The organism is Streptomyces fradiae ATCC 10745 = DSM 40063, assembly GCF_008704425.1.
GTDB lineage: Bacteria > Actinomycetota > Actinomycetes > Streptomycetales > Streptomycetaceae > Streptomyces > Streptomyces fradiae.
The window spans coordinates 4951266-4974834 of sequence record NZ_CP023696.1 but is presented as its reverse complement, the minus strand read 5'-3'; the positions used below and the strand labels follow the sequence as shown (position 1 = coordinate 4974834).

The window sequence follows — 23569 nt, the reverse complement described above, 5'->3', positions numbered from 1 at the left end:
GAATCAATCGAGCCGAGACTATGTGTTCAATTCCTGAAGTCAATACCTGGCACTGTGTGATGTGGAGCGCAGGACTCTGGCCGTTGGATTCAAGGGTTGAAGTTGATCACTGGATCGGGTCAGCGGAGCCTCTGGCTCACGACCTTCGATACCCCGTCGCCCTGCATCGACACCCCGTAGAGCGCGTCCGCGACCTCCATGGTGCGCTTCTGGTGGGTGATGACGATGAGCTGCGAGCTCTCCTGGAGCTCCCGCATGATCCCGATGAGCCGCTGGAGGTTGGTGTCGTCGAGTGCCGCCTCCACCTCGTCCATCACGTAGAAGGGGCTGGGGCGGGCCTTGAAGATGGAGACCAGCAGCGCCACGGCCGTCAGCGACCGCTCCCCGCCGGACAGCAGCGACAGCCGCTTGACCTTCTTGCCCGGCGGCCTGGCCTCGACGTCGACCCCGGTGGCCAGCATGTCGTCCGGGTCGGTCAGGACCAGGCGCCCCTCGCCGCCGGGGAACAGCCGCGAGAAGACGCCCTCGAACTCCCGCGCCGTGTCCCGGAACGCCTCGGTGAAGACCCGCTCGACCCGCTCGTCGACCTCCTTCACCACCCGCAGCAGGTCCGCGCGGGTCTTCTTCAGGTCGTCGAGCTGCTCGGACAGGAACTGGTGGCGCTCCTCCAGCGCCGCGAACTCCTCCAAGGCGAGCGGGTTCACCTTGCCGAGCTGCTGGTACGCCCGTTCGGCGGCCTTGAGCCGCTTCTCCTGCTCGGCGCGGACGAAGGGCCGGCCGGCCGACGCGCCGGCGGTCCCGGTCTCGGTGTCCCCCGTGCCCCCGGTGTCCCCCGTATCCCCGGAGCCCTCCATGTCCCCGGCGTCCCCGGCGTCCCCGGCGTCCGTCGGCTCACCCGCGCCCGCCGGCTTCTCCGGCGCCCCCGCGGCTCCCCCGGTCCCCCGGGCACCGCCGGGCTCCCCGGTCCGCCGCGGGGTTCCGCCGTCCGCGGGCGGCGGGGGCGGTACGGGCTGGTCCGGTCCGTACTCGGCGACGAGCACCGCCGCCTCCACGCCCAGCTCCTCCAGGGCGCGGGTCTCCAGCTGCTCGATGCGCAGCCGCTTCTCCGCGCCGAGCACCTCGCCCCGGTGGACCGAGTCGGTCAGCTTGTCCAGCTCGGCCTTGAGGTCCCGGCCCCGCGCGCGGGCCGCCGCCAGGTCCCGCTCCCCGGCGGCCTTCGCCGACTCGGCGGCCGACCGCTCCCGCTCCGCGCGTTCGAGGGACGCCTCGATGTACGCGAGGAGCTGCCGGGCCCCCGCCGCGACGGCACCGGCGACCTCCGCCTCGTGGCGCAGCCGGGCGCGGCGCCGTTCCGCGCGGGTGCGGGCCTCGCGCTCGGCGCGGGCGGCGCGGTCCAGGGAGTCGGCGCGGCCGGCGATCCCCTTGACGCGCTCCTCGTGGGTGCGGAGCTGGAGGCGGGCCTCCATCTCGGTCTGGCGGGCGTTGGCCCCGTCGGCGGCGAGCCGGTCCCGTACGGAGGTGTCGGGCTCGTCGTCGACCGGGGCCTCCTCGGCAACGAGGAGCCGCTCGGCCAGCTCCTCGGCCTCCTCGGCCGCCCGGTCGAGGGCCTCCTGGGCGCGGGCGACGGCCGCGGCGGCCCGCTCCGCCTCGCCCGCGGCGCCCCTGGCCTGCCCGGCGAGCCGCCCGAGCCGCTGGGCGGTGTCCGACTTCTCCCGGTCGGCGGCCCGGCGGCGCTCCCGCAGCTCCTGCGCGCGGGCGGCGTGGGCCCGGCACCGCCCGGTGGCCTCCTCCTGCCGCGCGGCCAGCTCCTCGCACCGTACGGCCAGCCCGGCCAGCTCGGCGGCGGCCTCGTCCACGGACGCCTGCACCTCCAGGAGGCTGGGCGCCCCGGCGGAGCCGCCGGACGCGTAGTGCGCGGCGAGGAGGTCCCCGTCGGCGGTCACGGCGGTGAGCCCGGGCCGGGCCCGCAGCAGCCGCTCGGCGTCCTCCAGCGCGGGCACGACCACGACGTCCCTCAGCAGCAGGCGCACGGAGGGCATCAGCTCGTCGGGCCCCCGCACCAGGCCGGCGGCGAACACGCCCCCGCCCGGCAGCCCGGCCGGGCGGTCGGCTCGCCCGTCGCGAGGGGCGCCGGCACCGGGCCCGGCGGCGGCGTCCTCCGCCCGGTCCGGAAGGGGCGGGGTCGTGGGGCGGCCCGGGACTGGGGCGCCGGAGTCGGCCTGGCGGCCGGGGACGGCCGGGGAGACCGGGACGCCGGAGTCGGCCTGGCGGCCGGGGACGGCCGGGGAGACCGAGGCGCCGGAGGCGGCGGGGCATTCGGCAGCGGCCGGGGCGCCGGAGCGGGCGGGGCCCCCGGCTTCGGCCGGAGCGACGGCCGGGCCCCCATCCGGCGCCCCCGCCTCGGGTCCCGGCGGGGCGGGGGCGCCTGCGATGAGGAGGGTGGCGCGGCCCGCGTCCTGTTTGCGCAGGAGGCGCAGCGCCTCGGCCGCGGTGGCCGGTCCGGTCACGGCGAGGGCGTCGGCGGCGGCGCCGAGGGCGGCGGCCAGCGCGGTCTCGTGCCCCGGCTCGACGGTGAGGAGTCCGGCGGCCGGGCCGAGCAGGCCGGTGAGGCGGTCGGCCGCGTCGAGGAGGGCGCCCGTGCCGTCCTTGCGGCGCAGCCCGAGGGCGAGGGCGTCGTGCCGGGCGCGGGTGGCGGCGCGGCGCCGCTCGGCGTCGGTGGCGGCCTCCCGGATCGCGGCGAGGGCGGCCTCGGCCTCGGTCTGCTCCCGCTCGGCGGCCTCGTGGGCGGCGGCCAGTCGGGCGTCGTCGGCGTCCAGGGCGTCCACCTCGGCGCGCAGCCGCTCGTACTCCTCCTCCGCGGCGGCGGCGCGCTCGCGGGCCTCGTCGTGGGCGGCGGCCAGCCGGTCGATCTCGGCCTGGGCGGCGGCGGCGCGGGAGCGGGCGGCACCGGCCTGGCCGGTGAGCCGGGCGAGGCCCTCGCGGCGGTCGGCGATGGCGCGGGCGGCGTCCCTGAGGCGGCGCTCCTCCGCGGCGAGGGCCCGCTCCAGCTCGGCGCGGTGGGCGACGGTGTCCTCCAGGGCCCGGTCGGCCGCCTCCACCGCGGCCCGCAGCTCCGCCTCCTGCTCCCGTACCCGGGCGGCCTCGCGCTCCAGGTCCTCGGGGTCGCGGCCCCGCCGCTCCTCGGCGGGCTGGGTGGTGGCGCTGCGGACGCGGGCGTCGGCCAGGGAGACCGTGCCGCGCACCCGCTCGGCCAGTCGCGACAGCTCGTACCAGGTGTGCTGGGCGCGCTGGAGGCGGGGGGCGAGGCGCCGTACCTCCTCCTCCAGGGCGGCCTCCCGCGAGGCGGCGGCCGCCAGTTCGGCCTCGGCCCGGTCCTTGCGCTCCTTGAGGGCGGCCTCGTCGGCGAGCTCGGCGGCCAGCGCCTGGCGGAGGCGTACGAGGTCGTCGGCGAGCAGGCGCAGGCGGGCGTCGCGCAGCTCGGCCTGGATGACGGCGGCGCGGCGGGCGACGGCGGCCTGCCGGCCGAGCGGCTTGAGCTGGCGGCGCAGCTCGTCGGCGAGGTCCTGGACGCGGGCCAGGTTGGCCCGCATGGCGTCGAGCTTGCGCAGGGCCTTCTCCTTGCGCCTGCGGTGCTTGAGCACGCCGGCGGCCTCCTCGATGAAGGCCCGGCGGCCGGCCGGGTCGGCGTGGAGGACGGAGTCGAGCTGGCCCTGGCCGACGATGACGTGCATCTCGCGGCCGATTCCGGAATCGCTGAGCAGTTCCTGGAAGTCGAGGAGACGGCAGGTGTCGCCGTTGATCTGGTATTCGCTGCCGCCGTTGCGGAACATGATCCGCGTGAGGGTGACCTCCGCGTAGTCGATCGGGAGGGCGCCGTCGGTGTTGTCGATCGTGAGGGACACCTCGGCGCGTCCGAGGGGCGGCCGGCCGGTCGTACCGGCGAAGATCACGTCTTCCATCTTGCCGCCGCGCAGGGATTTCGCGCCCTGTTCCCCCATGACCCAGGAGAGCGCGTCGACGACATTGGACTTTCCGGAGCCGTTGGGGCCGACGACGCAGGTGATGCCCGGTTCGAACCGCAGGGTGGTGGCGGAGGCGAACGACTTGAATCCGCGGAGGGTCAGGGCCTTGAGGTGCACGCTCCGGGACTCTACCGGGCCGGTTTCGTTTGACCGCCGAACGAGAGGGGCAGACCAGTCGGTAAGCACGGGGCGGCCGGGGTGGAACACCCCGGTGAACGCGGGGCGGGAAAAGAAAGAAGGGACGCCGGAGCGTCCCTTGCATATCTGTCGCGAGAGTGTTTCTCACCTTCCCGCGGGCCCGGGTGCCGCGGGCTCCGGGTGGGAGTCAGGTGAGCGCAGGCTCGCCCTTGGGTACGTCGATGTCGATGCCGTCGAGCAGCGGCTCGCGGTGAGCGGCGGCAGCGGCGAGCGCGTCCTTCTCGGACTGGATCCGGACCAGCTCGGATTCCAGGTCCTGGACGCGCTGCTGAAGCCGTCGCATCTCGGCGAGCAGTCGCGGGTCGGTACCGCCGACATATCCGAGAAGCGCCTTTGCCATGATGGATGGTCCTCCACAATGAGTGACCGACCGAAGCGGTGTGGGTCGTGAGGGCTTTCGCACCCGCGATGCCCGGCGGAGGGGATGCCGATGCGGTTCTCACCGCCGAACAGCTAAGGTGCGCGGGGCTTCCAGACTCTCACCAAAAAGTTTGACGGTCAACACGATCACGGCCGGGATCGACGGGCGGCCGGAAGCGTCACTGCCGCGGAACCTGCGGCGGCGCCTCACGCGCGGCACCCGGAAGGGCCCCGAGATCATCCTTGCGCGCGGGGCCCTTACTCACAACCCCTTCTCGGCAATCACCTGGTCATTTCTGTCTCACGAGGCCGCGCACACGGGCGCCACGAGCGCCCCTTTCACGCTCCGCGCGCCCCCGGAATGGGGGCGCGCGGACGCCTTTCAGCGCACCTGGAATCCCTCGTAACCACCGCGCGGCGTGTCCCAGATCTCAGTGACGCCGTCGACCCGGCCGGGTGTGTCGCCGGAGCGGAGCCAGTCCAGGAGACGGTGGCAATTCTCACGCGGCCCTTCGGCGACGACCTGGACGCGGCCGTCGTCGAGGTTGAGGGCGAATCCGGTGAGGCCACCGATCTCCAGGGCGTTCTCCCTGGTGAACCAGCGGAAGCCCACTCCCTGTACCCGTCCGCGTACCCACGCCGTGATCCGTGCCTCGTCGCTCATGGCTGCACGCTAACCGGCCGATCACCGCCCGGGCACCTCGGCTCCGGCGGGCCATGGCGTACAGTCCCCACGCAATGAGCCTCACCCGTCCGGGCCAATGACGGGCGGGCGACCGAACCACCACCACAGCACTGCAGGACGCAGGAGCAGGAGGCAGAGCAGATGGGACGCCATCGACGCTCCGGCGCCGCACCCGCCGCCGACGACCACGCGGCCGGTGCCGCCGGTACGCCCCGGGGGCACCGGGGCGGGCGGCACGGGAAGCGCGGGCTGCCGCTGCGCGGCGGGCTGCTGGGCGCCTCGGCCGCCATGGCGGTGGGCGCCGTCGCGGTGACGTCGGGCGTCCTGCCCGGCGGCGACACGTTCACGATCGGCGGCGGGGCCTCGCCGCAGGAGCGCATCCGGACCGGCGGCCCGGCGGAGCTGGACGCGCAGGGCCGTGCGGACGCCGTACGGAGCGGTGCGGCGCCGTCCGCGGCGGCCCCGCCCGGGGCTTCGCCGTCCCTCGCGGCGCCCTCGAAGTCCCCCTCCCCCGGCCCGTCGGCCTCGCCGACCCCGTCCGCCCCTTCCTCGTCCGCGGCCCCGTCGACCTCCCCGGCCCGTACGAAGTCGGCGCCGCCGGCCCCGGCGAAGACCCGCACGTCCGCCCCCGCGCCCCGCTCCGAGGCGCCGCCGGCCCCGGAGAAGACCGCGGAGAAGCCGGCGGCGAAGCCCCCGTCGCTCGCCCCGTCCAGCCGGGCCGCCGCCCTGGAGGCGGCGGTGCTGGAGCTGGTCAACCGGGAGCGCGCCAAGGCCGGCTGCAGCCCGGTCCGCGCGTCGACGGACCTCGGCGACCTGGCGCGGGCGTTCAGCCAGGACATGGCCGTGCGGGACTTCTTCTCCCACACGGACCCCGACGGCGACGGCCCGTGGGAGCGCGCTGCCCAGGCGGGCGTCGACGGCCTCGGCGGCGAGAACATCGCCCGCGGCCAGGCGGACGCGGCGGCGGTCATGGAGTCCTGGATGAACAGCCAGGGCCACCGCGACAACATCCTGAACTGCGACTTCACGCGCCTCGGCGTCGGCGTCCACATCGCCCCCGGCGGCCCGTGGTGGACGCAGAACTTCGGCTTCTGAGGCTCCCCGGCGGGCGACGGGGCCCGGTGCCGCGTGGGCTGCCCGGACAACCGGCGAGGCCCTGAGGGCCATGGCCGCGGCCGGGCGGCGCGCCCCCTGTGCACCGGGCAGAGTGGCCATGCCTCGGTGTGCGCCTCCCCGGTGCCGTGCGTCGCTGCAAGGCCTGCCCCGTCCGCGGGGAAGGGGACCAGGTGCCGGCGGCTCGCCGTGATCGGCGCCTCCCGGTGCGACCGCCATCGCGGCGCCTGGTCCTCCCACGCGATCCGCAAGCGCCAGGAGGCCGAGCGCAAGGCGAAGGCCAGGCGGCGTACGTGACGGCGCAAGGCCCCCCGGTGACGGTACCGGTCGGGGCGGGTCAGGGGCGGGGCGCGGCCGTGGGGCGCGGGGGGCGTTGGCAGCGGGGGCAGAAGTAGCTGGACCGGTTCATCCACGGGCGGCGGCGCATCGGGGTGCCGCAGCGCCGGCAGGGCTCGTCCTCGCGGCCGTACGCGTCGAGGGACCGGTCGAAGTAGCCGGACTCGCCGTTCACGTTGACGTACAGGCTGTCGAAGCTGGTCCCGCCGGCCGCGAGCGCCTCGTTCATCACGTCCCGGACGTGGCCGAGCAGTTCGTACGAGCGGGGCCGGGTGAACAGGGCGGTGGGCCGGTCGTAGTGGAGGCGGGAGCGCCACAGCGCCTCGTCCGCGTAGATGTTGCCGACGCCGCTGATGAGGCTCTGGTCCAGCAGGGCCCGCTTGATGGTGGTGCGCCGCAGCCGCAGGGCCGCGTGGAAGGCCGCGTCGTCGAACGCCGGGTCCAGCGGGTCGCGGGCGATGTGCGCGATGACGTCGGGCAGGCCCTCGGGGGTGTTGTCGTGCAGGGACAGCCCGCCGAAGGTCCGCTGGTCGACGAAGCGCAGTTCGGTGCCGAGCGTGTCGGCGAAGCGCACCCGCACGCGCAGGTGCTTCTCGTCGGGGGCGTCCTCGGGCTGGACGAGGAGCTGGCCGCTCATGCCGAGGTGGCCGAGGACGGAGGCGTCCGTGTCGTCCAGCGGCAGCCACAGGTACTTGCCGCGCCGCCTGGCCGCGCCGATGCGGTGGCCGGTCAGGCGCGCGGCGAAGTCGGGGCCGCCCCCGGGGTGGCGCCGCACGGCGCGCGGGTGCAGCACCTCGACCGAGGCGACCGTGCGGCCGCTCACCCAGCGTTCGAGACCCCGCCGGACGACTTCCACCTCGGGCAGCTCGGGCACGGCACTCCTCTGGTCGGCGGGGAAGGGGCTGGGGGCGGGAGCCGGGGCCGGTTCGCTCGGCGTTCCGGTCAGCGGACGGGGACGGGAGGCGGGAGGCGGGCGGGCGTGCCCGCTGGTCCGAAGGCGGGCCCGGGGGCGGGCCCGGGGCCGGGTGGTGCGGCCTGGCGTCGAGGCGTTCCCCCGGTCGGTCCACCCGGCCGGAGAAGCGGCCGCACCCCCGGTGGCGGCCGGGCGGGGCGGCCATCGGAGGTGCGGCGGTGCTCGGGCCTGGGCGGCGGCGCTCCGGGCCCGGTCGGCGGCAGGCCGCGGCCTGGCCGTCGGCCGGGCGTCGCACCGCTACCGGTGGCCGGACCTGCGGCCCGTCGGCCGGGCCGGGCCGGACCAGCGGACTGTGACCGTGCCCCGGCCGCCGGCGTGGTTCGTCACCTCGCCGACCGGGCCTCCGGGCCGAGGCCACCGGGCCGGGGCCCGGTCACCGGTGGCCGGGCCGGGGGCCCGGGTGCCGGTCGTCAGGCCGGGGCCCGAGCGCCGGTGGTCAGGCCGGGGCCTGGTCCGCTGTCGCGGGGTCCGCGTCGGACGGCGCCTCCCCGGCCGGGGCCCCGGAGGCGGCCGCGGCCTCGGACGCCTCCGCACCGGCGGCGGCCGCCGCCTCGCGCTCGTCGGCGGCCTTGCGGATCGCGCGCCAGGCGGATTCCGCCGCCTGCTGCTCCGCTTCCTTCTTGCTGCGGCCGGTGCCGGTGCCGTACGAGACACCACCGACGCGGGCGGCAGCAGTGAAGGTCTTCTCGTGGTCGGGCCCCGTCTCGGTGACGAGGTACTCCGGCACACCGAGACCCTCGGCCGCGGTCAGCTCCTGGAGGCTGGTCTTCCAGTCCAGGCCCGCACCGAGGTTCGAGGACTTCTCGATCAGCGGGTCGAAGAGCCGGTGGACCAGCTCGGACGCCGCGTCGAGGCCCTGGTCGAGATAGACCGCGCCGATCACCGCTTCGAGGGTGTCGGCGAGGATGGAAGCCTTGTCCCGGCCGCCCGTGCCCTCTTCGCCCCGGCCGAGCCGGATGAAGGAGCCCAGGTCGAGCCCGCGCCCGACCTCCGCCAGCGCACGCGAGTTGACCACCGCGGCCCGCAGCTTGGCCAGCTGGCCTTCGGGCAGGTCGGGGTGGGTGCGGTACAGCGTGTCCGTGACCACCAGGCCGAGCACGGAGTCCCCGAGGAACTCCAGCCGCTCGTTGGTGGGCAGACCGCCGTTCTCGTACGCGTACGAACGGTGCGTCAGCGCACGCACCAGAAGGGCGGACTCGACCTGGTAGCCGAGCCGCCCTTCCAGAAGCGTGTGGGACGAGGCCGTGTTCTCCGCCTGCTTCCCGGCGGCTTCATCCGCCGTCTTCTGGCTGGACACGGTGCCTCTCACCCAGCCCTCAGACCGCGAGGACCTGGCGCTTGTTGTACGTGCCGCAGCTGGGGCACGCGATGTGCTGCTGCTTCGGCTCCTGGCAACGCTCGCACGAAACCAGGGTGGGGACCGCAGCCTTCCACTGCGACCGGCGGTGGCGCGTGTTGCTGCGCGACATCTTCCGCTTCGGAACAGCCACGGCTACTTCTCCTGCTTCTCGTCGACGCCCGGTTCGGCGCCGCTCATGTCGTCCTTCTCACCGGTTCCGAGTGAATCGGCGAGTCCCTGCAGTGCCGCCCAACGGATGCCGACGGCGTCATGGTGGTGGTCCGGGTCGTCGTTCAGGTTGGCCCCGCACTCGGGGCACAGTCCCGCACAGTCCTCCCGGCACACCGGCTGCATCGGCAGTGCGAGCACCACCGCGTCACGCAGCACGGGCTCGAGGTCGAACATGCCGTCCTCGAGGGGGATGATGCCCTCGTCGTCCTCGGCATCGTCGCCCGAGGCCGCGTGGCGGCCCCGGTCGTCGGTGTCGGGGTACGAGAACATCTCCTGGAAGTCCGCCTCGACCTCTCGGCTCAGCGGCTCCAGACACCTTACGCACTCCCCCTCGGCCGACGCACGGGCGGTGCCTGTGACGAGCACCCCTTCCATGACCGACTCGAGGCGGATGTCGAGCTCGACGGGCGAGCCCTGCGGTACGCCGATCACTCCGTCGATCCCGAGGTCGGCGGGGGCCGCCACCTCGCGGGTGAGCCGCTGGAGCGCGCCGGGACGCCGCCCCAGCTCGTGCGTGTCGAACACGAGGGGGTTGCGGTGGTCGAGGCGCGTACTCAGGGCTCTTCCTGCTTTCGAGAATCGTGGAGGGGCCGCACCGGCCGGGCCGTCGGGCTAAGCGGGCAGCCAGGATCGCGGACGTACTCGCGACCGAACAGCCAGGATACTGGACGCTCCGCCCAGGACCCAATCCGGCCGCTCGCGGCCCCGGCCGGAGGCGCCCGGTCCGGCCGGGGCCGCAGCGGGCGGGAGGCGCGGAGGCGGGGAGGCGCGAGCGGGCCGGTGCCGCGGGCGGGTCAGTGGCCCTGGCCGCGGCCCTGCTCGTAGCGGCGCAGCTGCTCCAGGTCGATCATGCTCGTGTCGAAGAAGCTGGTCTCGTCGAGCGCCGCCGTCTGCTGGTGCGGCTGCTGGGGCGGCTGCGCGCTGTGGTCCGCCAGGGGCTGCTGGTAGGCGTACGGGTCCTGCTGGGCGCCGTAGCCGTGGGTGGCGTAGCCGTTCTGGTCGTAACCCTGCTGGGCGTACCCGTAGGGGTCCTGCTGGTAGCCGTACGCGTCCTGGGGCTGCTGGGCCGGGTACCCGTACGGGTCGGGCTGGTGCGCGGGCGGCGGCGGGGCCTGGGGGGCGGCCGCCGGCTCGGGCGGCGCGACCGGGGCGGCCATGGCGGCGGGCTGGAAGTCGGCCTGCTCGGCCAGGCCGGCCAGGTAGTCGGCGTCGCTCGTGTGGAGCTGGCCGGGGCCCGCCGCGTCCTGGGCGGCCATGTGCTCGCCGAGGGCGTCCGTGGCGGTGCGCCCGTGCAGCTTCTGGCGGCCCCGTCCGACGGCCTCCAGGGTCTTGCTGAGCACCGCCTCGAAGGCGCTCAGCTTGGCGTCGACGTACGCGTCGGCGCGGTGGACCAGGGTCTGCGGGTCGGAGCTGTACTCGGGGGCGTCCTCGTCGGCGAAGCCCTGCTCGTCCAGGCCGGGGCCCCGGCCGAGGAGCTTCTCGCGGCCCCGGTCGACGGAGCCGATGGTCTTGGTGAGGACGACCTCGAAGTTGGCGAGCTTGGAGTCGACGTAGTCGTCCGCCTCGGCGCGGATCTCCTCGGCCTCCCGGCGGGCCTCCGCGAGGATGCGGTCGGCCTCCTCCTGGGACTGCCGGGCGACCTGGCTGTCGGAGATGAGGGAGCCGCGCTCGGCGTGGGCGGCGGCGATGATCCGCTCCGCCTCCCGGTGGGCCTCCTCGACCATCTGCTCCCGGCCGCCGATCACCTCCCTCGCCCGGGCGAGGGAGTCGGGGAGCGCCTGGCGCACCTCTTCCAGCTTCGCGAGCAGTTCGGCGCGGTTCACCACGCAGGAGGCCGACATGGGCATGGACCGGGCGCTGCCGACCGCCTCGACGATCTCGTCGAGCTTCTTCTGCACGTCCACCGTGTGCTCGCCACTCTCTACAGCCGGTTGGGAAGACGGACGCAACGACTGTACGGCCAGTCGGGCCCCGTCCGACACCGGCTCCCCCGGGCTCGACGGCGGCGGCCCCGGGGTCTCCTGGCGGAGCGTCAGGCGGTCACTTCTCGCGCAGCCGGGCGACGAGCGCCTCGTGGACGACGGGCGGCAGCAGGTGCGAGACGTCGCCGCCCCACGCCGCCACCTCCTTGACCAGCGAGGAGGAGAGGAAGCTGTACGTCGGGTTGGTCGGCACGAACAGCGTCTCGACGCCCGTCAGGCCGTTGTTCATCTGGGCCATCTGGAGCTCGTAGTCGAAGTCGCTGACCGCGCGCAGGCCCTTGACGATGGCCGGGATGTCGCGCTCCTTGCAGAAGTCCACGAGGAGGCCGTGGTGGGCTTCCACCACCACGTTGTCGTACTCGGCGGTGACCCGGCGGATGAGGTCCATCCGCTCGTCGACCGTGAACAGGCCCTGCTTGGACTTGTTGATCATCACGGCCACGTGCACGACGTCGTACAGCTTGGAGGCGCGGGCGATGATGTCGAGGTGTCCGTTGGTGATGGGGTCGAACGACCCCGGACAGACTGCTCGGCGCAACTGAAGTCCCTCGCTCTCCGGTCCGGTCATGGTGCGTCTTCGCACGCAGCGGCGGCGCGACCGTACCAAAACGTTCCCTCGCCGTAGCGACGGGCCCGCAGTGGCTCGAATCCGTCCGGCCAGTCGAACGCCCCGCCCCTGGTGCTGCGCTCCACGGTGACGAGGGCCTCGGCCGCGAGCCACCCCTGGAGGCGGAGTGTGAGGAGTATCTCCCGAAGATCGTCGTCGGAGACGGCGTACGGCGGGTCGAGGAAGACCGCGTCGTACGGCTCGGCCGGCGGCGGTCCCGCGACGACCTGCTCGGCACGGGCCGCGCGGACCTCGGCGCCGGGCAGGCCGAGCGCGCGGACGTTCTCGCGGACGGTGCGGGCGGCGCGGGCGTCGGCCTCCACCAGCAGGGCGTGCGCGGCGCCCCGCGACAGGGCCTCCAAGCCGACCGCCCCGGACCCGGCGTACAGGTCGGCGACGCGGATGCCGTCGAGGGTGCCCAGCAGCGACTGCCAGGTGGAGAACAGGCCCTCGCGCGCCCGGTCGGAGGTGGGACGGGTGCCGTTGCCCGGCGGTACGGCCAGGCGGCGTCCACCGGCCGCTCCGGCGATCACGCGGGTCATCTCAGTCCTTGTCGGTCGGTGGGTGGGTCGGTGGGTCGGTGGGTGGGTCGGTGGGTGGGTCGGTTCGTCGGTTCGTCGGTCGGCCGGTGAACAGTCGGCCCGGTGATCGGTCGGGCGGTGGTCCGTCGGGCGGTCGTCCGTCGGGCGGTGGTCCGGCGGGGTCGGGCCTCGCGGGCCCCGGGACGGTCACGGCGCGCCCGGGCGGTCCGGGCCGGCTGTACGGGACCCGGTCGCGCGGGGGCCGGTCGCCCGCCCCGCCTCCACGATATGGGCCCGCCCGGCCGGGCGCGTGTCACCCCTTCTCCAGGTACCGCTCGCGCTCGGCGTCCAGCAGCGCGTCGAGGGCGGTGCGCAGCTCCGGGTGGCGCTCCAGCTCCGGGTCGTCGGCGACGACGGCGGTGGCCTCGGCGCGGGCGGCGGCGATGACCTCCTCGTCCTCGATGACGGTGAGCATGCGCAGGGAGGAGCGGACGCCGGACTGGGCCTGGCCGAGTACGTCGCCCTCGCGGCGCTGCTCGAGGTCGATACGGGACAGCTCGAAGCCGTCGAGGGTGGCGGCGACGGCGGCGAGGCGCTGCCGGGCGGGGGTCGCCTCGGGCATGTCGGTGACCAGGAGGCACAGTCCGGGGGCGGAGCCCCGGCCCACCCGGCCGCGCAGCTGGTGGAGCTGCGAGACGCCGAACCGGTCGGCGTCCATGATGACCATGGCGGTCGCGTTGGGGACGTTGACGCCGACCTCGATGACGGTGGTGGCGACGAGCACGTCCGCCTCGCCCCGCGCGAAGCGGCGCATGACGGCGTCCTTGTCGTCGGGGTGCATCCTGCCGTGCAGCACCTCGACGCGCAGGCCCGCGAGGGGGCCGCGGGCGAGCTGCTCGGCCACCTCGGTGACCGCGAGGGGCGGCCGCTTCTCGTCCGCGCCCTCGCCGGCCCCCTCGTCCGGGCCGTCCCCGGCGCCCTCCGCGTCGTGCCCGCCGCCGTACCCGGCCGTGTCCGCGCCGGCCCGCGCGCCCCGGCCGCCGCGGGACTTCCCGGCGGCGCCTTTGCCGCCCGCGCCCTGCTCGTCCTCGTCGTCGCCGATGCGGGGGCACACCACGTACGCCTGGTGGCCGCCCTCGACCTCCTCCCGGACGCGCTCCCAGGCGCGGGAGAGGAAGTGCGGCTTGTCGCGGGCGGGGACGACGTGGGTGGCGATGGGCGAGCGGCCGGCCGGGAGCTGGTCCAGGACGGAGGTCTCCAGGTCGCCGAAGACCGTCATCGCCACCGTGCGCGGGATGGGCGTGGCCGTCATGACGAGCAGGTGGGGCGGCTGCTTGCCCTTGCCGCGCAGGGCGTCGCGCTGCTCGACGCCGAAGCGGTGCTGCTCGTCCACCACGACGAGGCCCAGGTCGTGGAAGCGGACCTTGTCCTCGATCAGGGCGTGCGTGCCGACGACGACCCCGGCCTCGCCGGTGGCCAGGTCGAGGAGGGCCTGGCGGCGGGCGGCCGCGCCCATGGAGCCGGTGAGCAGGACGACCTTGGTGGCGTGCTCGGCGCCGCCCAGCATGCCCCCCTGCGCGAGGTCGCCCATCATCTCGGTGATGGAGCGGTGGTGCTGCTGGGCGAGGACCTCGGTCGGGGCCAGCATGGCGGCCTGTCCCCCGGCGTCGACGACGGCGAGCATGGCGCGCAGGGCCACCATCGTCTTGCCGCTGCCGACCTCGCCCTGGAGGAGGCGGTGCATGGGGTGGTCGGTGGCGAGGTCGTCGAAGATCTCCTTGGAGACCGTGCGCTGGCCGTCGGTGAGGGTGAACGGCAGGCGGGCGTCGAACGCGTCGAGGAGGCCGCCCGGCACGGGCCTGCGGGGGACGGCGGGGAGCTGCGCGTCGGCGTACCGGCGGCGGGCGAGGGCGACCTGGAGGACGAACGCCTCGTCCCACTTGAGCCGTTCGCGGGCGGCGGCGATGTCGGCCTTGGTGCGCGGGCGGTGGATGCGGTGGAGGGCGTCGGGCAGGTCGGCGAGGCCGCGGCCCTCGCGCAGGGCGGCGGGCAGCGGGTCGACGGCGTCGTGGACGCGCGGGAGGACCGCGTCGACCGCCTTGGCGATCTTCCAGGACTCCAGCTTGGTGGTGGCCGGGTACAGGGGGATGAGGGCGCCCGCCCAGGCGTCGACGGCCGGGTCGCCGTCGCCGCGCAGCGGCTCGTACGCGGGGTGGGCGAGCTGGAGCCTGCGGTTGAACAGCGACACCTTGCCCGCGAACATCGCGCGCGTGCCCGGCAGGAGCTCCTTGTGGGGCTTGTGGACGCCCTTGCCGAAGAAGACCAGCCGCAGCCGGCCGCTGCCGTCGGTGATGGTCACCTCCAGTCGCTGGCCCCGCCCGCGCGGGCCGTTGTACGTGTGGAGGCGGGCGTCCGCGACCTGGGCGACGACCGTGACGTGCTCGTCCAGCGGGAGGTCGGCGAGCGTGGTCAGCTCGCCGCGCTCGGCGTACCGGCGCGGGTAGTGGTGCAGGAGGTCGCCGACGGTGTGCAGGTCCAGGGCCTCGGCCATCACCTTGGCGGTGGCCGGCCCGAGGACCTTCCTCAGGGGTTCGCTCAGCACGGCGGCCTCCTCCTTCCGTACCCGTCCTGGTCCGGCCTCCATTCCACACCACGCCACCGACAGCGGGCGGCAGCGGCGGGCGCCCGGACCGGCGCGGGTGCCACCGGGAGCCGGGGCCGCGCGGGAGCCGGAGGCCGCAGACGCCGGGGCCCGGCCCGGGGGTCACTCCACGCCGATGAGGAGCGGCGCGTGCTGGCGGCCCCCGTGGTGGACGCACGTGTCGACCGCGAGGTACCGCTGCCGCACGTGCCGCTCCAGCCGGGCGGCGAGGGCGGGCGGGGCGTCGGCGGCGAGGACCAGCGTGACGAGTTCGCCGCCGCCCGACAGCATCCGGTCCAGGACGCCCTGGGCCGTCTCGGCGAGGTCCTGGCCGATCACGGCGACATCGCCGTCGATGAGCCCGAGCACGTCGCCGGCCTGGCAGACGCCCGCGGACGTGAACGACCGGTGCTCGGCGACGGCCAGTTCGCCGTAGCGGGTCGCGCCGGCGGCGGCCGTCATGGCGACCACGTCCTCGTCGAAGCGGCGCCCCGGCTCGTGGACGGCGAGCGCGGCGATGCCCTGGACGGCGGCCCTGGTGGGGATGAGGGCGACGCGGACGCCTTCGGCGCGGGCCCGCTCCGCGGCGGCGGCGGCGGTGTGCCGCAGTTCTGCGGAGTTGGGCAGGAGGACCACCTCGCGCGCGTGGGCGCGGCGGATGGCGTCGAGCAGCTCGCCGCTGGCGGGCGGGCGGCCGGGGAGGGCGAGGACGGTGGTGGCGCCCACCTCGGCGCACAGCCCGGCCAGCCCCTCCCCCGGTACGACGGCCACGACGGCGCGCTGGGCCGGTTCGGCCGGGGAGCCGCCGGCCTCCGCGGCGGCGGCGCGCGCCGCGTCGGCCGCGAAGTGCGTGACGCGGATGCGGTACGGGCGTCCCGCCTCGACGCCGGCCTCGACGGCCGCGCCCGCGTCGTCCACGTGGACGTGGACGTTCCACAGGCCGTCGCCGCCGACGACGACCAGGGAGTCCCCGAGCGCGTCGAGCCGGGCGCGGAGCCGGGCGACGGCGTCGTCGCCGGCCTCCAGCAGGTAGATCACCTCGTACGCGGGGCCGCTCGCCGCGCAGTCCCCGCCGGGCGCCCCCGCGGCGGGGAGGAGGGGCGAGGCGCGGCGGGCGCGCGGCACGGGCGCGGGGGCCTCGCCGGACAGGGCCTCCACGAGCGCGCCGAGCACGGCGACGAGGCCCCGCCCGCCCGCGTCGACGACGCCCGCGCGGGCGAGCACGTCGAGCTGGCCGGGGGTGGCGTCCAGGGCTGCGCGGGCCCCGTCGTACGCGGCGCGGGCGACGTCCCGGAGGTCCCGGCCCGCCTCGCCGGCGGCGCGTGCGGCGGCCTCGGCGACGCTGAGGATGGTGCCCTCCACGGGGTGGGCGACGGCCTGCCGGGCGGCGGCGGACGCGGTGCTCAGGGCCCGCGCCAGGTGGGCTCCGTCACAGCCGTGCGCCAGCACGTCGGCCATGCCGCGCAGCAGCTGGGCCAGGATCGTGCCGGAGTTGCCGCGGGCGCCGACGAGCGCGCCGTGCGCCAGGGCCCGCACGGTGTCGGCGGGCGCGGGGGCGGCACCGCCGCGGCCGTCGCCGTCCGCGCCCCCGCCGCCGTGGCCGCCGGCCGCGAAGAGGGCCTCGACGGCCTGCCGGGCGGCCTCCACGGTGAGGTACAGGTTGGTGCCGGTGTCCCCGTCGGCGACCGGGTAGACGTTGATCGCGTCGATCTCCTCGCGCTCCCGGCCGAGGGCGTCCAGCGCCAGCGCGCACCAGGCGCGGACCGCTGCGGGGTCGAGGTCCCGCCCCAACTTCTCCGGCACCTGGTGATCCTCCTCGTGGGGCTCCCGCACGCCGCCGCGTGGGGTGTGGGCTGCACCGCAGGGTAGACCCAGGGACGGGAGGGGCCGGGGCGGGGGCCCGGCGGTCCGTGGTAGTTTCGTTCTACCGAAGTGGCCGTTGTATGCTGCTCCGGTTGCCCGATGAGAGTCGGGCCGTTCCCCGGCAACGCCACTTCAGTCACCGACCTGTACGTCACCGATCTGATTCCGGCTCGCCGGATTTCACTGTACGTGCATCTGAAGTCTTTGGAGTGACCCGTGGCTGCCAACTGCGACGTCTGCGGCAAGGGGCCGGGCTTCGGCAACAACATTTCGCACTCGCACCGCCGTACGTCCCGTCGCTGGAACCCGAACATCCAGCGCGTGCGTGCCGTGGTCGGTCGGACGCCGAAGCGGCTCAACGTCTGCACCTCGTGCATCAAGGCCGGCAAGGTCTCGCGCTAAGCAAGGGCCGCTCCGCGCAGGCGGAGTGATCCGGCGACGTCTCGTCGTAGCGCAGCCTCTGCGGTTGCCTTGGAAGCCGGTCCACCCTCGGGTGGACCGGCTTCTTGCCGTACGCGGACGCCCCCGTCCCCGCCGCGGCCGTAGGGCACGGGGCTCACGGGGCGGGCGCGGCCCGGGGCGGGGGCGGCACGGGGCCGCGGGCGCGGCCCGGGGCGCGGGCACGACGCGGCGCCCGGCGCGGCGCCGGCGGCTCAGCCGCGGACCCCTCGGGCGCGGACCTCCCGGACGCGGACCTCCCGGTCACGGACCTCCCGGGGCGCGGAACTCCCAGCCGTGGTCGACCGGCCCGATGCCCGCGCCGAGGGCGAACCCGGCCGCGATGGCCCCGGTCACGTACTCCTTGGCCCGCCGCACCGCGTCCGGCACGGGCAGGCCCAGCGCCAGTCCGGCGGCCACGGCGGAGGCGAGCGTGCAGCCGGTGCCGTGGGTGTGCCGGTTGTCGAGGCGCGGCGCCCGGTACCAGTGCTCCTCGGTGCCGTCGGTCAGCAGGTCGACCGCCTCCCCGGCCAGGTGGCCGCCCTTGATGAGCGCCCAGCGCGGCCCGAACGCCAGCACCGCGTCGGCGGCCCGCCGCAGGTCCTCCTCGCGCTCCACCCGTACGTCCGTGAGCTGCGCCACCTCGTCGAGGTTCGGGGTCGCGACGGTGGCCGCGGGCAGCAGCCGCTCGCGCACGGAGTCGAGGGCGGACGCGGCCAGCAGCGGGTCGCCGTGCTTGGAGACGCCGACCGGGTCCACCACGGCCGGGACGCCGGTCCCCGCGATCAGCTCGGCGACGGCCTCCACGAGGGGGGCGGACGCGAGCATGCCGGTCTTCACCGCCTGGACGCCGATGTCGTCGACGACGCTGCGGTACTGGGCGCGGACCGCCTCCACCGGCAGTTCCCAGGCGCCCTGGACGCCGAGCGAGTTCTGGGCGGTGACGGCCGTCAGCACGCTCATGCCGTGGACGCCCAGGGCGAGCATGGTCTTCAGGTCGGCCTGGATGCCCGCGCCGCCGCCCGAGTCGGACCCGGCGACGGTCAGCACCCTGGGCGGCGCCTGCCGGGCCGGAGCCGCGCCGTGCGGCGGGGCGGCCTGCCGCGGGGAGGCCGTCGGGGGCGAGGAGGCGGCCCGGTGCGAGGAGGCGGTCACTCGACGCCCCCGTACGGACCGCCGCCGAAGTGGTCCCAGCCGCCCGCCGCGTGCCAGGGCGCGCCGTCGACGGTGACCTGGGGCAGGGCGGACGGGTTGAGGACCTCGCCGATCACCTTCCAGCGGGCGGGCAGCTTCACGTCCGGTGGGAACGTCGCCACGATCGCGTGGTCCTCTCCCCCGGTGAGCACCCACTGCAGCGGGTCGACGCCGACGGCCTGGCCGATGTCGTTCATCTGGGTGGGGATGTCGATGGCGCCGGAGCGCAGGTCGATGCGGACCTTGCTGGCCTCCGCGATGTGCCGGAGGTCGGCGATGAGGCCGTCGCTGACGTCGCACATGGCGGTCGCGCCCAGCCCCGCGGCGGCCGGGCCCGCGTGGTACGGCGGTTCGGGCCGGCGGTGGGCCTCGACGAAGGCGCGCGGGGAGCGGAAGCCGCGGGAGAGGACCGCGTACCCGGCGGCGGACCAGCCGAGCCAGCCGGTGTAGGCGACGACGTCGCCGGGCTGGGCGCCGCCGCGGGTGACCGGCTCGTGGTTGCGGAGGTCGCCGAGGGCGGTGATGGAGACGGTGATGGTGTCGCCGCGTACGACGTCGCCGCCGACGACGGCCGCCCCCGCGACCTGGCACTCGTCGCGCAGGCCGTCCATCAGCTCGGTGGGCCAGGTGGCGGGGAGTTCGGCGGGGACCACCAGGCCGAGGAGGAGCGCGGTGGGCACGGCGCCCATGGCGGCGATGTCCGCGAGGTTCTGGGCGGCGGCCTTGCGGCCCACGTCGTACGCGGTGGACCAGTCGCGGCGGAAGTGGCGGCCCTCCAGCAGGATGTCCGTGCTGGCGACGACCCGCCGGTCGGGCGCGGCCACGACGGCGGCGTCGTCCCCCGGCCCGATCCGTACCGCCGGGGTGGTGGTGAGCCGGGAGGTGAGCTCCCTGATGAGCCCGAACTCCCCGAGCTCGCCGACAGTGCCCTTCACCGAGGTCCACCTCTCCATGTCGTCGTGGGCTCACCGTACGACCGACTGGTCCTGGTGCGGTTGCGGTCGCGAGCCGTCACTGCTGTAGGTACGGTCATTGAGACGGGCGAAGCCGTCAACTTCTGTCTTCCGTGTGCCACGCTCCGGGCACCCCCGGCCCCGTGGTCTCCCCGCCGCACGCGGCGACGCGATACCGTGGCGTCCCTTTCTCCCCTGGGCCCTCGTCGCCCGGGACGAATCCCTCGGCCGCCCTGGAGGTTTCGTGGTACAGGCGTACATCCTGATTCAGACCGAGGTGGGGAAGGCGTCGCTGGTCGCCGAGACCATCGCGGAGATCCCCGGCGTGCTCCAGGCCGAGGACGTGACGGGCCCGTACGACGTGATCGTGCGCGCCCAGGCGGACACGGTCGACGAGCTGGGCCGCATGGTCGTCGCCAAGGTCCAGCAGGTGGAAGGCATCACCCGCACCCTGACCTGCCCGGTCGTCCACCTGTAGCCCCCGTCTACGCTGAGCCGGTGAAGTCCTCCCACCGGTTCCCCCGCCTGCCCTCCGCGGCCGGCGCCGTCGCCGCGGCCCTGCTGCTGGCGACGGCTCCGGGCTGCGCCCCGACGGGCTCGCAGACGCCCGTCCCGGTCCCGAGCCCGGCCGCGGAGCCGGCCGCGTACTGCCGGGCCCTGCACCGGGAACTGCCGGACACGGTCGCCGGGCTGGCCCGGGACACCACGTCGCCGCGTTCCGAACTGACCGCCGCGTGGGGCGACGGGGCGATCGTACTGCGCTGCGGCGTGCCCCGGCCCGCCCGGATGAGCGATCCGCAGGCGCACGCGATCGAGGCGGACGGCGTCAACTGGCTGCTGGAGCAGCGGGAGGGCACGGGTCCCCGGTTCACCACGACCTACCGCGCCGCGTACGTGGAGCTGTCCCTGGACGAGCGCTTCGCACACGACTCGGGCCCGCTGGTGGCCTTCGCCGGCCCGGTGAGCAGGACGGTCCCCGACACGGTCTGAGGCGGCGGTACGCCCGCGCCGCGCCCCCGGGATCCCGGGGGCGCGGCGCGGGGCGGTGCACCGGTGCGGGCGCCCCGCGGGGACGCCCGCGGACCGGCCTGGCGCGGTCCGGTCCGGCCTAGCGCAGCCCGGTCGGGCGGCGCAGCGCGGCCTGGACGAGGCGGTCGATCAGCTCCGGGTAGTCGACCCCGGACGCCTCCCACATGCGCGGGTACATCGAGATCGGGGTGAAGCCCGGCATGGTGTTGATCTCGTTGATGACGAACTCGCCGTCGTCGGTGAGGAAGAAGTCGGCGCGGACCAGGCCCTCGCAGGAGGCCGCCTCGAACGCGGCGACGGCGAGCCGCTGCACCTCGGCGGTCTGCTCCGGGGTGATCGGGGCGGGCACGACACCGGACGCCGAGTCGATGTACTTCGCCTCGAAGTCGTAGAACTCGTGGTCGCTGACGGGCGGGATCCAGGCCGGGACGCTGGCGCGCGGGCCGTCCTCGAACTCCAGGACGCCGCACTCGATCTCGCGGCCCGTGAGCAGCGACTCGACCAGGACCTTGGGGTCGTGGCGGCGGGCCTCGTCGAGGGCCGCGTCGAGGCCGGACTCGTCGTCCACCTTGGTGATGCCGATGGACGAGCCGGCGCGGGCGGGCTTCACGAACAGCGGCCAGCCGTGCTCGGCGGCGAAGTCGGTGACCTTCCGCCGGGCGGCGGCCGGGTCGCGGTCCCACTCGCGGGGGCGGATGACCTCGTACGGACCGACGGGCAGGCCGAAGGAGGCGAAGACGCGCTTCATGTACTCCTTGTCCTGGCCGACCGCGGAGGCGAGGACGCCGGCGCCGACGTACGGGACCCCCGCCAGCTCCAGCAGGCCCTGGAGGGTGCCGTCCTCGCCGTAGGGGCCGTGGAGGACGGGGAAGACGACGTCGACCTCGCCGAGGGCCTTCGGCACGGAGCTGGGCTCCGTGTAGACGATCTCCCGGCTGGTGGGGTCGGCGGACAGCACGACCGTGCCCTCGCCGGGCTCGGCGAGGTCGTCGACGCTGGGCAGCGCGCGGTCGGCGATGGCCATCCGCTCCGGCGCGTCGGCGGTCAGCGCCCAGCGGCCGTCGAGGGCGATGCCGATGGGCAGCACGTCGTACTTCGTCCGGTCGATGGCGCGCAGGACGGCGCCGGCCGTGACGACGGAGATGGCGTGCTCGGAGCTGCGTCCGCCGAAGACGACGGCCACGCGCGGCTTACGCCCGGGGCTGGTGGGGAGGTTCTCGCTGCTCATATCGCGATGAGCGTACCCGCTCGCCCCCGGTGCGTCAGCGCCGCTCGGGCTTGGCGCTGCGCGACATCAGCTCCTTGAGCGCCACCATCGGCGGCTTTCCGTCGTGGACGATGCCGACGACGGTCTCGGTGATCGGCATGTCGACCCCGTGCCGGCGGGCCAGGTCGAGGACGGACCGGCAGGACTTGACGCCCTCGGCGGTCTGCCGGGTGACCGCGATGGTCTCCTCCAGCGTCATGCCCTTGCCGAGGTTGAAGCCGAAGGTGTGGTTGCGGGAGAGCGGCGAGGAGCAGGTGGCGACCAGGTCGCCGAGGCCGGCGAGGCCGGAGAAGGTGAGCGGGTCGGCGCCCATGGCGAGGCCGAGGCGGGTGGTCTCGGCGAGGCCGCGGGTGATGAGGGAGCCCTTGGCGTTGTCGCCCAGGCCCATGCCGTCCGCGATGCCGACGGCGAGGCCGATGACGTTCTTGACGGCGCCGCCCAGCTCGCAGCCGACCACGTCGGTGTTGGTGTACGGGCGGAAGTAGGGGGTGTGGCAGGCGGCCTGGAGCCGCCGGGCGACGTCCTCGTCGACGCAGGCCACGACGGCGGCTGCCGGCATCCGGGCGACGATCTCCCGGGCGAGGTTGGGGCCGGTGACGACGGCGACGCGCTCGGCGGGGACCCGGGCGACCTCCTGGACGACCTCGGTCATCCGCTCGCAGGTGCCCAGCTCGATGCCCTTCATCAGGGACACCAGCACCGTGCCGGGGGCGAGGTGGGGCGCCCAGGCGGCGAGGTTGCCGCGGAGCGTCTGGGAGGGGATGGCGAGCACCGTGAAGTCGGCGCCCTCCGCCGCCTCGGCCGGGTCGGTGGTGGCGCGCAGGTTCGCGGGCAGCTCGACGCCGGGGAAGTAGTCCGGGTTGGTCCGGGTGGTGTTGACGGCGTCGGCGACCTCCGCGCGGCGCCCCCAGAGGGTGACGTCGCAGCCGGCGTCGGCGAGGACCATGCCGAAGGCCGTGCCCCACGAGCCCGTCCCGTAGACGGCCGCCTTGACGGGCTGAGTCACTTCACTTCCTCCCCTGCCGCCTTGCGGCGCTGTTCCAGCCGGGCCGTGCGGTGGTCGTACGGCTCGGCGGGGGCCTGCTCGCCCCGGATCTCCTCCAGCAGCGCGGTGATGGCGCGCATGATCTCCTCGGTGGCCTCGCGCAGGACCTCGTTGGTGGGCTCGTCGCCGTAGAAGCGGGACAGGTCCACGGGCGGCCCGGCGACGACCGTCAGCGTCTTGCGGGGGAAGAGGCGGAGCTTCCCCTCCTTGGCGTACGGCGGCATCGCCAGGTTGGCGCCCCACTGGGCGACCGGGATGACGGGCACCCTGGTGAGCAGCGCGACGCGGGCCGCCCCGGTCTTGCCCGCCATGGGCCACATCTCGGGGTCCCGGGTGAGGGTGCCCTCGGGGTAGAAGGCCACGCACTCGCCCCGCTCGATGGCGGCGACGGCGGCGCGGAAGGCGTCCAGGGCGTTGGTCGTCTCCCGGTAGACCGGGATCTGGCCCGTGCCGCGGAGCATCGTGCCGACGAAGGCGCCCTTGAAGAGCCCGGCCTTCGCCAGGAAGCGCGGCACCCGTCCGGTGTTGTACTGGAAGTGCGCGTACGAGAGCGGGTCGAGGTACGAGTTGTGGTTGACGGCCGTGATGAATCCGCCCTCGCCGGGAATGTGCTCCATTCCCCGCCAGTCCCGCTTGAACAGAACCACCAGCGGCGGTTTTGCGATGACCGCCGCCAGGCGGTACCAGAAGCCGATTCTGCGGCGGGACACGCGGACACCTTCCTGTGGGACTGCTGTGGAACTGGTCTTGCCGGGGGTCAAGTGTCGCCCCA

21 protein-coding genes are annotated in these 23569 nt (G+C 75.2%); 4 read left to right on the top strand and 17 right to left on the bottom strand.

Annotation, left to right across the window (positions count from 1 at the left end):
* Positions 1–119: 119 nt before the first annotated feature.
* The 3 genes from CP974_RS22285 to CP974_RS22275 form a co-directional block, all read right to left on the bottom strand.
* Positions 120–4139 (bottom strand): SMC hinge domain-related protein, encoded by a 4020-nt coding sequence (locus CP974_RS22285; protein WP_037937196.1) that lies wholly within the window; start codon positions 4137–4139, stop codon positions 120–122.
* A gap of 208 nt (positions 4140–4347) precedes the next feature.
* Positions 4348–4560: a hypothetical protein gene (locus CP974_RS22280; protein ID WP_010472387.1), complete on the bottom strand. Its 213-nt coding sequence runs from the start codon at positions 4558–4560 to the stop codon at positions 4348–4350.
* Between the two features lie 402 nt (positions 4561–4962).
* A complete protein-coding gene (locus tag CP974_RS22275; protein ID WP_031129888.1) occupies positions 4963–5244 on the bottom strand; it encodes an acylphosphatase in 282 nt (93 codons plus the stop codon).
* Between the two features lie 162 nt (positions 5245–5406).
* Here CP974_RS22275 and CP974_RS22270 point away from each other — a divergent pair, with 162 nt between their 5' ends.
* The gene (locus CP974_RS22270; protein ID WP_031129887.1) at positions 5407–6360 is read left to right on the top strand and encodes a CAP domain-containing protein; all 954 of its coding nucleotides are present in this window, start codon (positions 5407–5409) and stop codon (positions 6358–6360) included.
* A 355-nt stretch (positions 6361–6715) separates the two neighbouring features.
* Here the strand turns inward: CP974_RS22270 and mutM are convergent, their stop codons facing one another.
* From mutM to fakA, 9 genes are all read right to left on the bottom strand, one after another.
* Positions 6716–7588 carry a bifunctional DNA-formamidopyrimidine glycosylase/DNA-(apurinic or apyrimidinic site) lyase gene (gene mutM / locus CP974_RS22265; RefSeq protein ID WP_031129886.1) on the bottom strand — a complete coding sequence of 291 codons (873 nt, stop codon included), beginning with the start codon at positions 7586–7588 and terminating at the stop codon, positions 6716–6718.
* Between the two features lie 535 nt (positions 7589–8123).
* Positions 8124–8996 carry a ribonuclease III gene (rnc, locus tag CP974_RS22260; RefSeq protein ID WP_078915451.1) on the bottom strand — a complete coding sequence of 291 codons (873 nt, stop codon included), beginning with the start codon at positions 8994–8996 and terminating at the stop codon, positions 8124–8126.
* A gap of 7 nt (positions 8997–9003) precedes the next feature.
* Complete coding sequence (gene rpmF, locus CP974_RS22255) at positions 9004–9177, bottom strand: 50S ribosomal protein L32 (RefSeq protein WP_003957604.1); 174 nt, start codon at positions 9175–9177, stop codon at positions 9004–9006.
* A 2-nt stretch (positions 9178–9179) separates the two neighbouring features.
* Positions 9180–9782, bottom strand: a complete 603-nt coding sequence (locus tag CP974_RS22250) for a YceD family protein (RefSeq protein ID WP_223844427.1) — start codon at positions 9780–9782, stop codon at positions 9180–9182.
* Positions 9783–10051: 269 nt separating this feature from the next.
* Complete coding sequence (locus CP974_RS22245; RefSeq protein WP_031129883.1) at positions 10052–11161, bottom strand: ATP synthase F0 subunit B; 1110 nt, start codon at positions 11159–11161, stop codon at positions 10052–10054.
* 136 nt (positions 11162–11297) lie between these two features.
* Positions 11298–11777 carry a pantetheine-phosphate adenylyltransferase gene (gene coaD, locus CP974_RS22240; protein WP_031129882.1) on the bottom strand — a complete coding sequence of 160 codons (480 nt, stop codon included), beginning with the start codon at positions 11775–11777 and terminating at the stop codon, positions 11298–11300.
* 26 nt (positions 11778–11803) lie between these two features.
* Positions 11804–12388, bottom strand: coding sequence for a 16S rRNA (guanine(966)-N(2))-methyltransferase RsmD (gene rsmD / locus CP974_RS22235; protein WP_031129881.1), 585 nt, complete (start codon positions 12386–12388; stop codon positions 11804–11806).
* A 292-nt stretch (positions 12389–12680) separates the two neighbouring features.
* A complete protein-coding gene (recG, locus tag CP974_RS22230; RefSeq protein WP_051839177.1) occupies positions 12681–15011 on the bottom strand; it encodes an ATP-dependent DNA helicase RecG in 2331 nt (776 codons plus the stop codon).
* Positions 15012–15131: 120 nt separating this feature from the next.
* Positions 15132–16811, bottom strand: a complete 1680-nt coding sequence (gene fakA, locus CP974_RS22225; RefSeq protein WP_031129879.1) for a DAK2 domain-containing protein — start codon at positions 16809–16811, stop codon at positions 15132–15134.
* A 276-nt stretch (positions 16812–17087) separates the two neighbouring features.
* Between fakA and rpmB the strand changes: the two genes are divergently transcribed.
* On the top strand, positions 17088–17273 hold the full coding sequence (gene rpmB, locus CP974_RS22220) for a 50S ribosomal protein L28 (protein WP_003957616.1): 186 nt from the start codon (positions 17088–17090) through the stop codon (positions 17271–17273).
* A gap of 300 nt (positions 17274–17573) precedes the next feature.
* Here rpmB and thiD read toward each other — a convergent pair whose 3' ends face one another.
* The gene (thiD, locus tag CP974_RS22215) at positions 17574–18359 is read right to left on the bottom strand and encodes a bifunctional hydroxymethylpyrimidine kinase/phosphomethylpyrimidine kinase (RefSeq protein WP_031129877.1); all 786 of its coding nucleotides are present in this window, start codon (positions 18357–18359) and stop codon (positions 17574–17576) included.
* Positions 18360–18460: 101 nt separating this feature from the next.
* Positions 18461–19438, bottom strand: coding sequence for a thiamine-phosphate kinase (locus CP974_RS22210; RefSeq protein ID WP_031129876.1), 978 nt, complete (start codon positions 19436–19438; stop codon positions 18461–18463).
* 277 nt (positions 19439–19715) lie between these two features.
* On the opposite strand from CP974_RS22210, the gene CP974_RS22205 reads away from it, so the two are divergent.
* Positions 19716–19934 (top strand): Lrp/AsnC ligand binding domain-containing protein, encoded by a 219-nt coding sequence (locus tag CP974_RS22205; RefSeq protein WP_373276737.1) that lies wholly within the window; start codon positions 19716–19718, stop codon positions 19932–19934.
* 20 nt (positions 19935–19954) lie between these two features.
* A complete protein-coding gene (locus CP974_RS22200; RefSeq protein ID WP_031129874.1) occupies positions 19955–20446 on the top strand; it encodes a DUF3515 domain-containing protein in 492 nt (163 codons plus the stop codon).
* A 118-nt stretch (positions 20447–20564) separates the two neighbouring features.
* Here CP974_RS22200 and CP974_RS22195 read toward each other — a convergent pair whose 3' ends face one another.
* Genes CP974_RS22195 through CP974_RS22185 form a run of 3 tightly spaced genes read right to left on the bottom strand, consistent with a single transcriptional unit; the run spans position 20565 to position 23507 of the window.
* A complete protein-coding gene (locus CP974_RS22195; protein ID WP_031129873.1) occupies positions 20565–21713 on the bottom strand; it encodes a D-alanine--D-alanine ligase family protein in 1149 nt (382 codons plus the stop codon).
* A gap of 34 nt (positions 21714–21747) precedes the next feature.
* Entirely contained in the window at positions 21748–22758 is a 1011-nt protein-coding gene (locus tag CP974_RS22190) for an NAD(P)H-dependent glycerol-3-phosphate dehydrogenase (protein ID WP_031129871.1), read from the bottom strand.
* Positions 22755–23507, bottom strand: coding sequence for a lysophospholipid acyltransferase family protein (locus CP974_RS22185; RefSeq protein WP_031129870.1), 753 nt, complete (start codon positions 23505–23507; stop codon positions 22755–22757). The genes CP974_RS22190 and CP974_RS22185 overlap by 4 nt, the downstream gene beginning before the upstream one ends.
* Between the last annotated feature and the right edge of the window lie 62 nt (positions 23508–23569).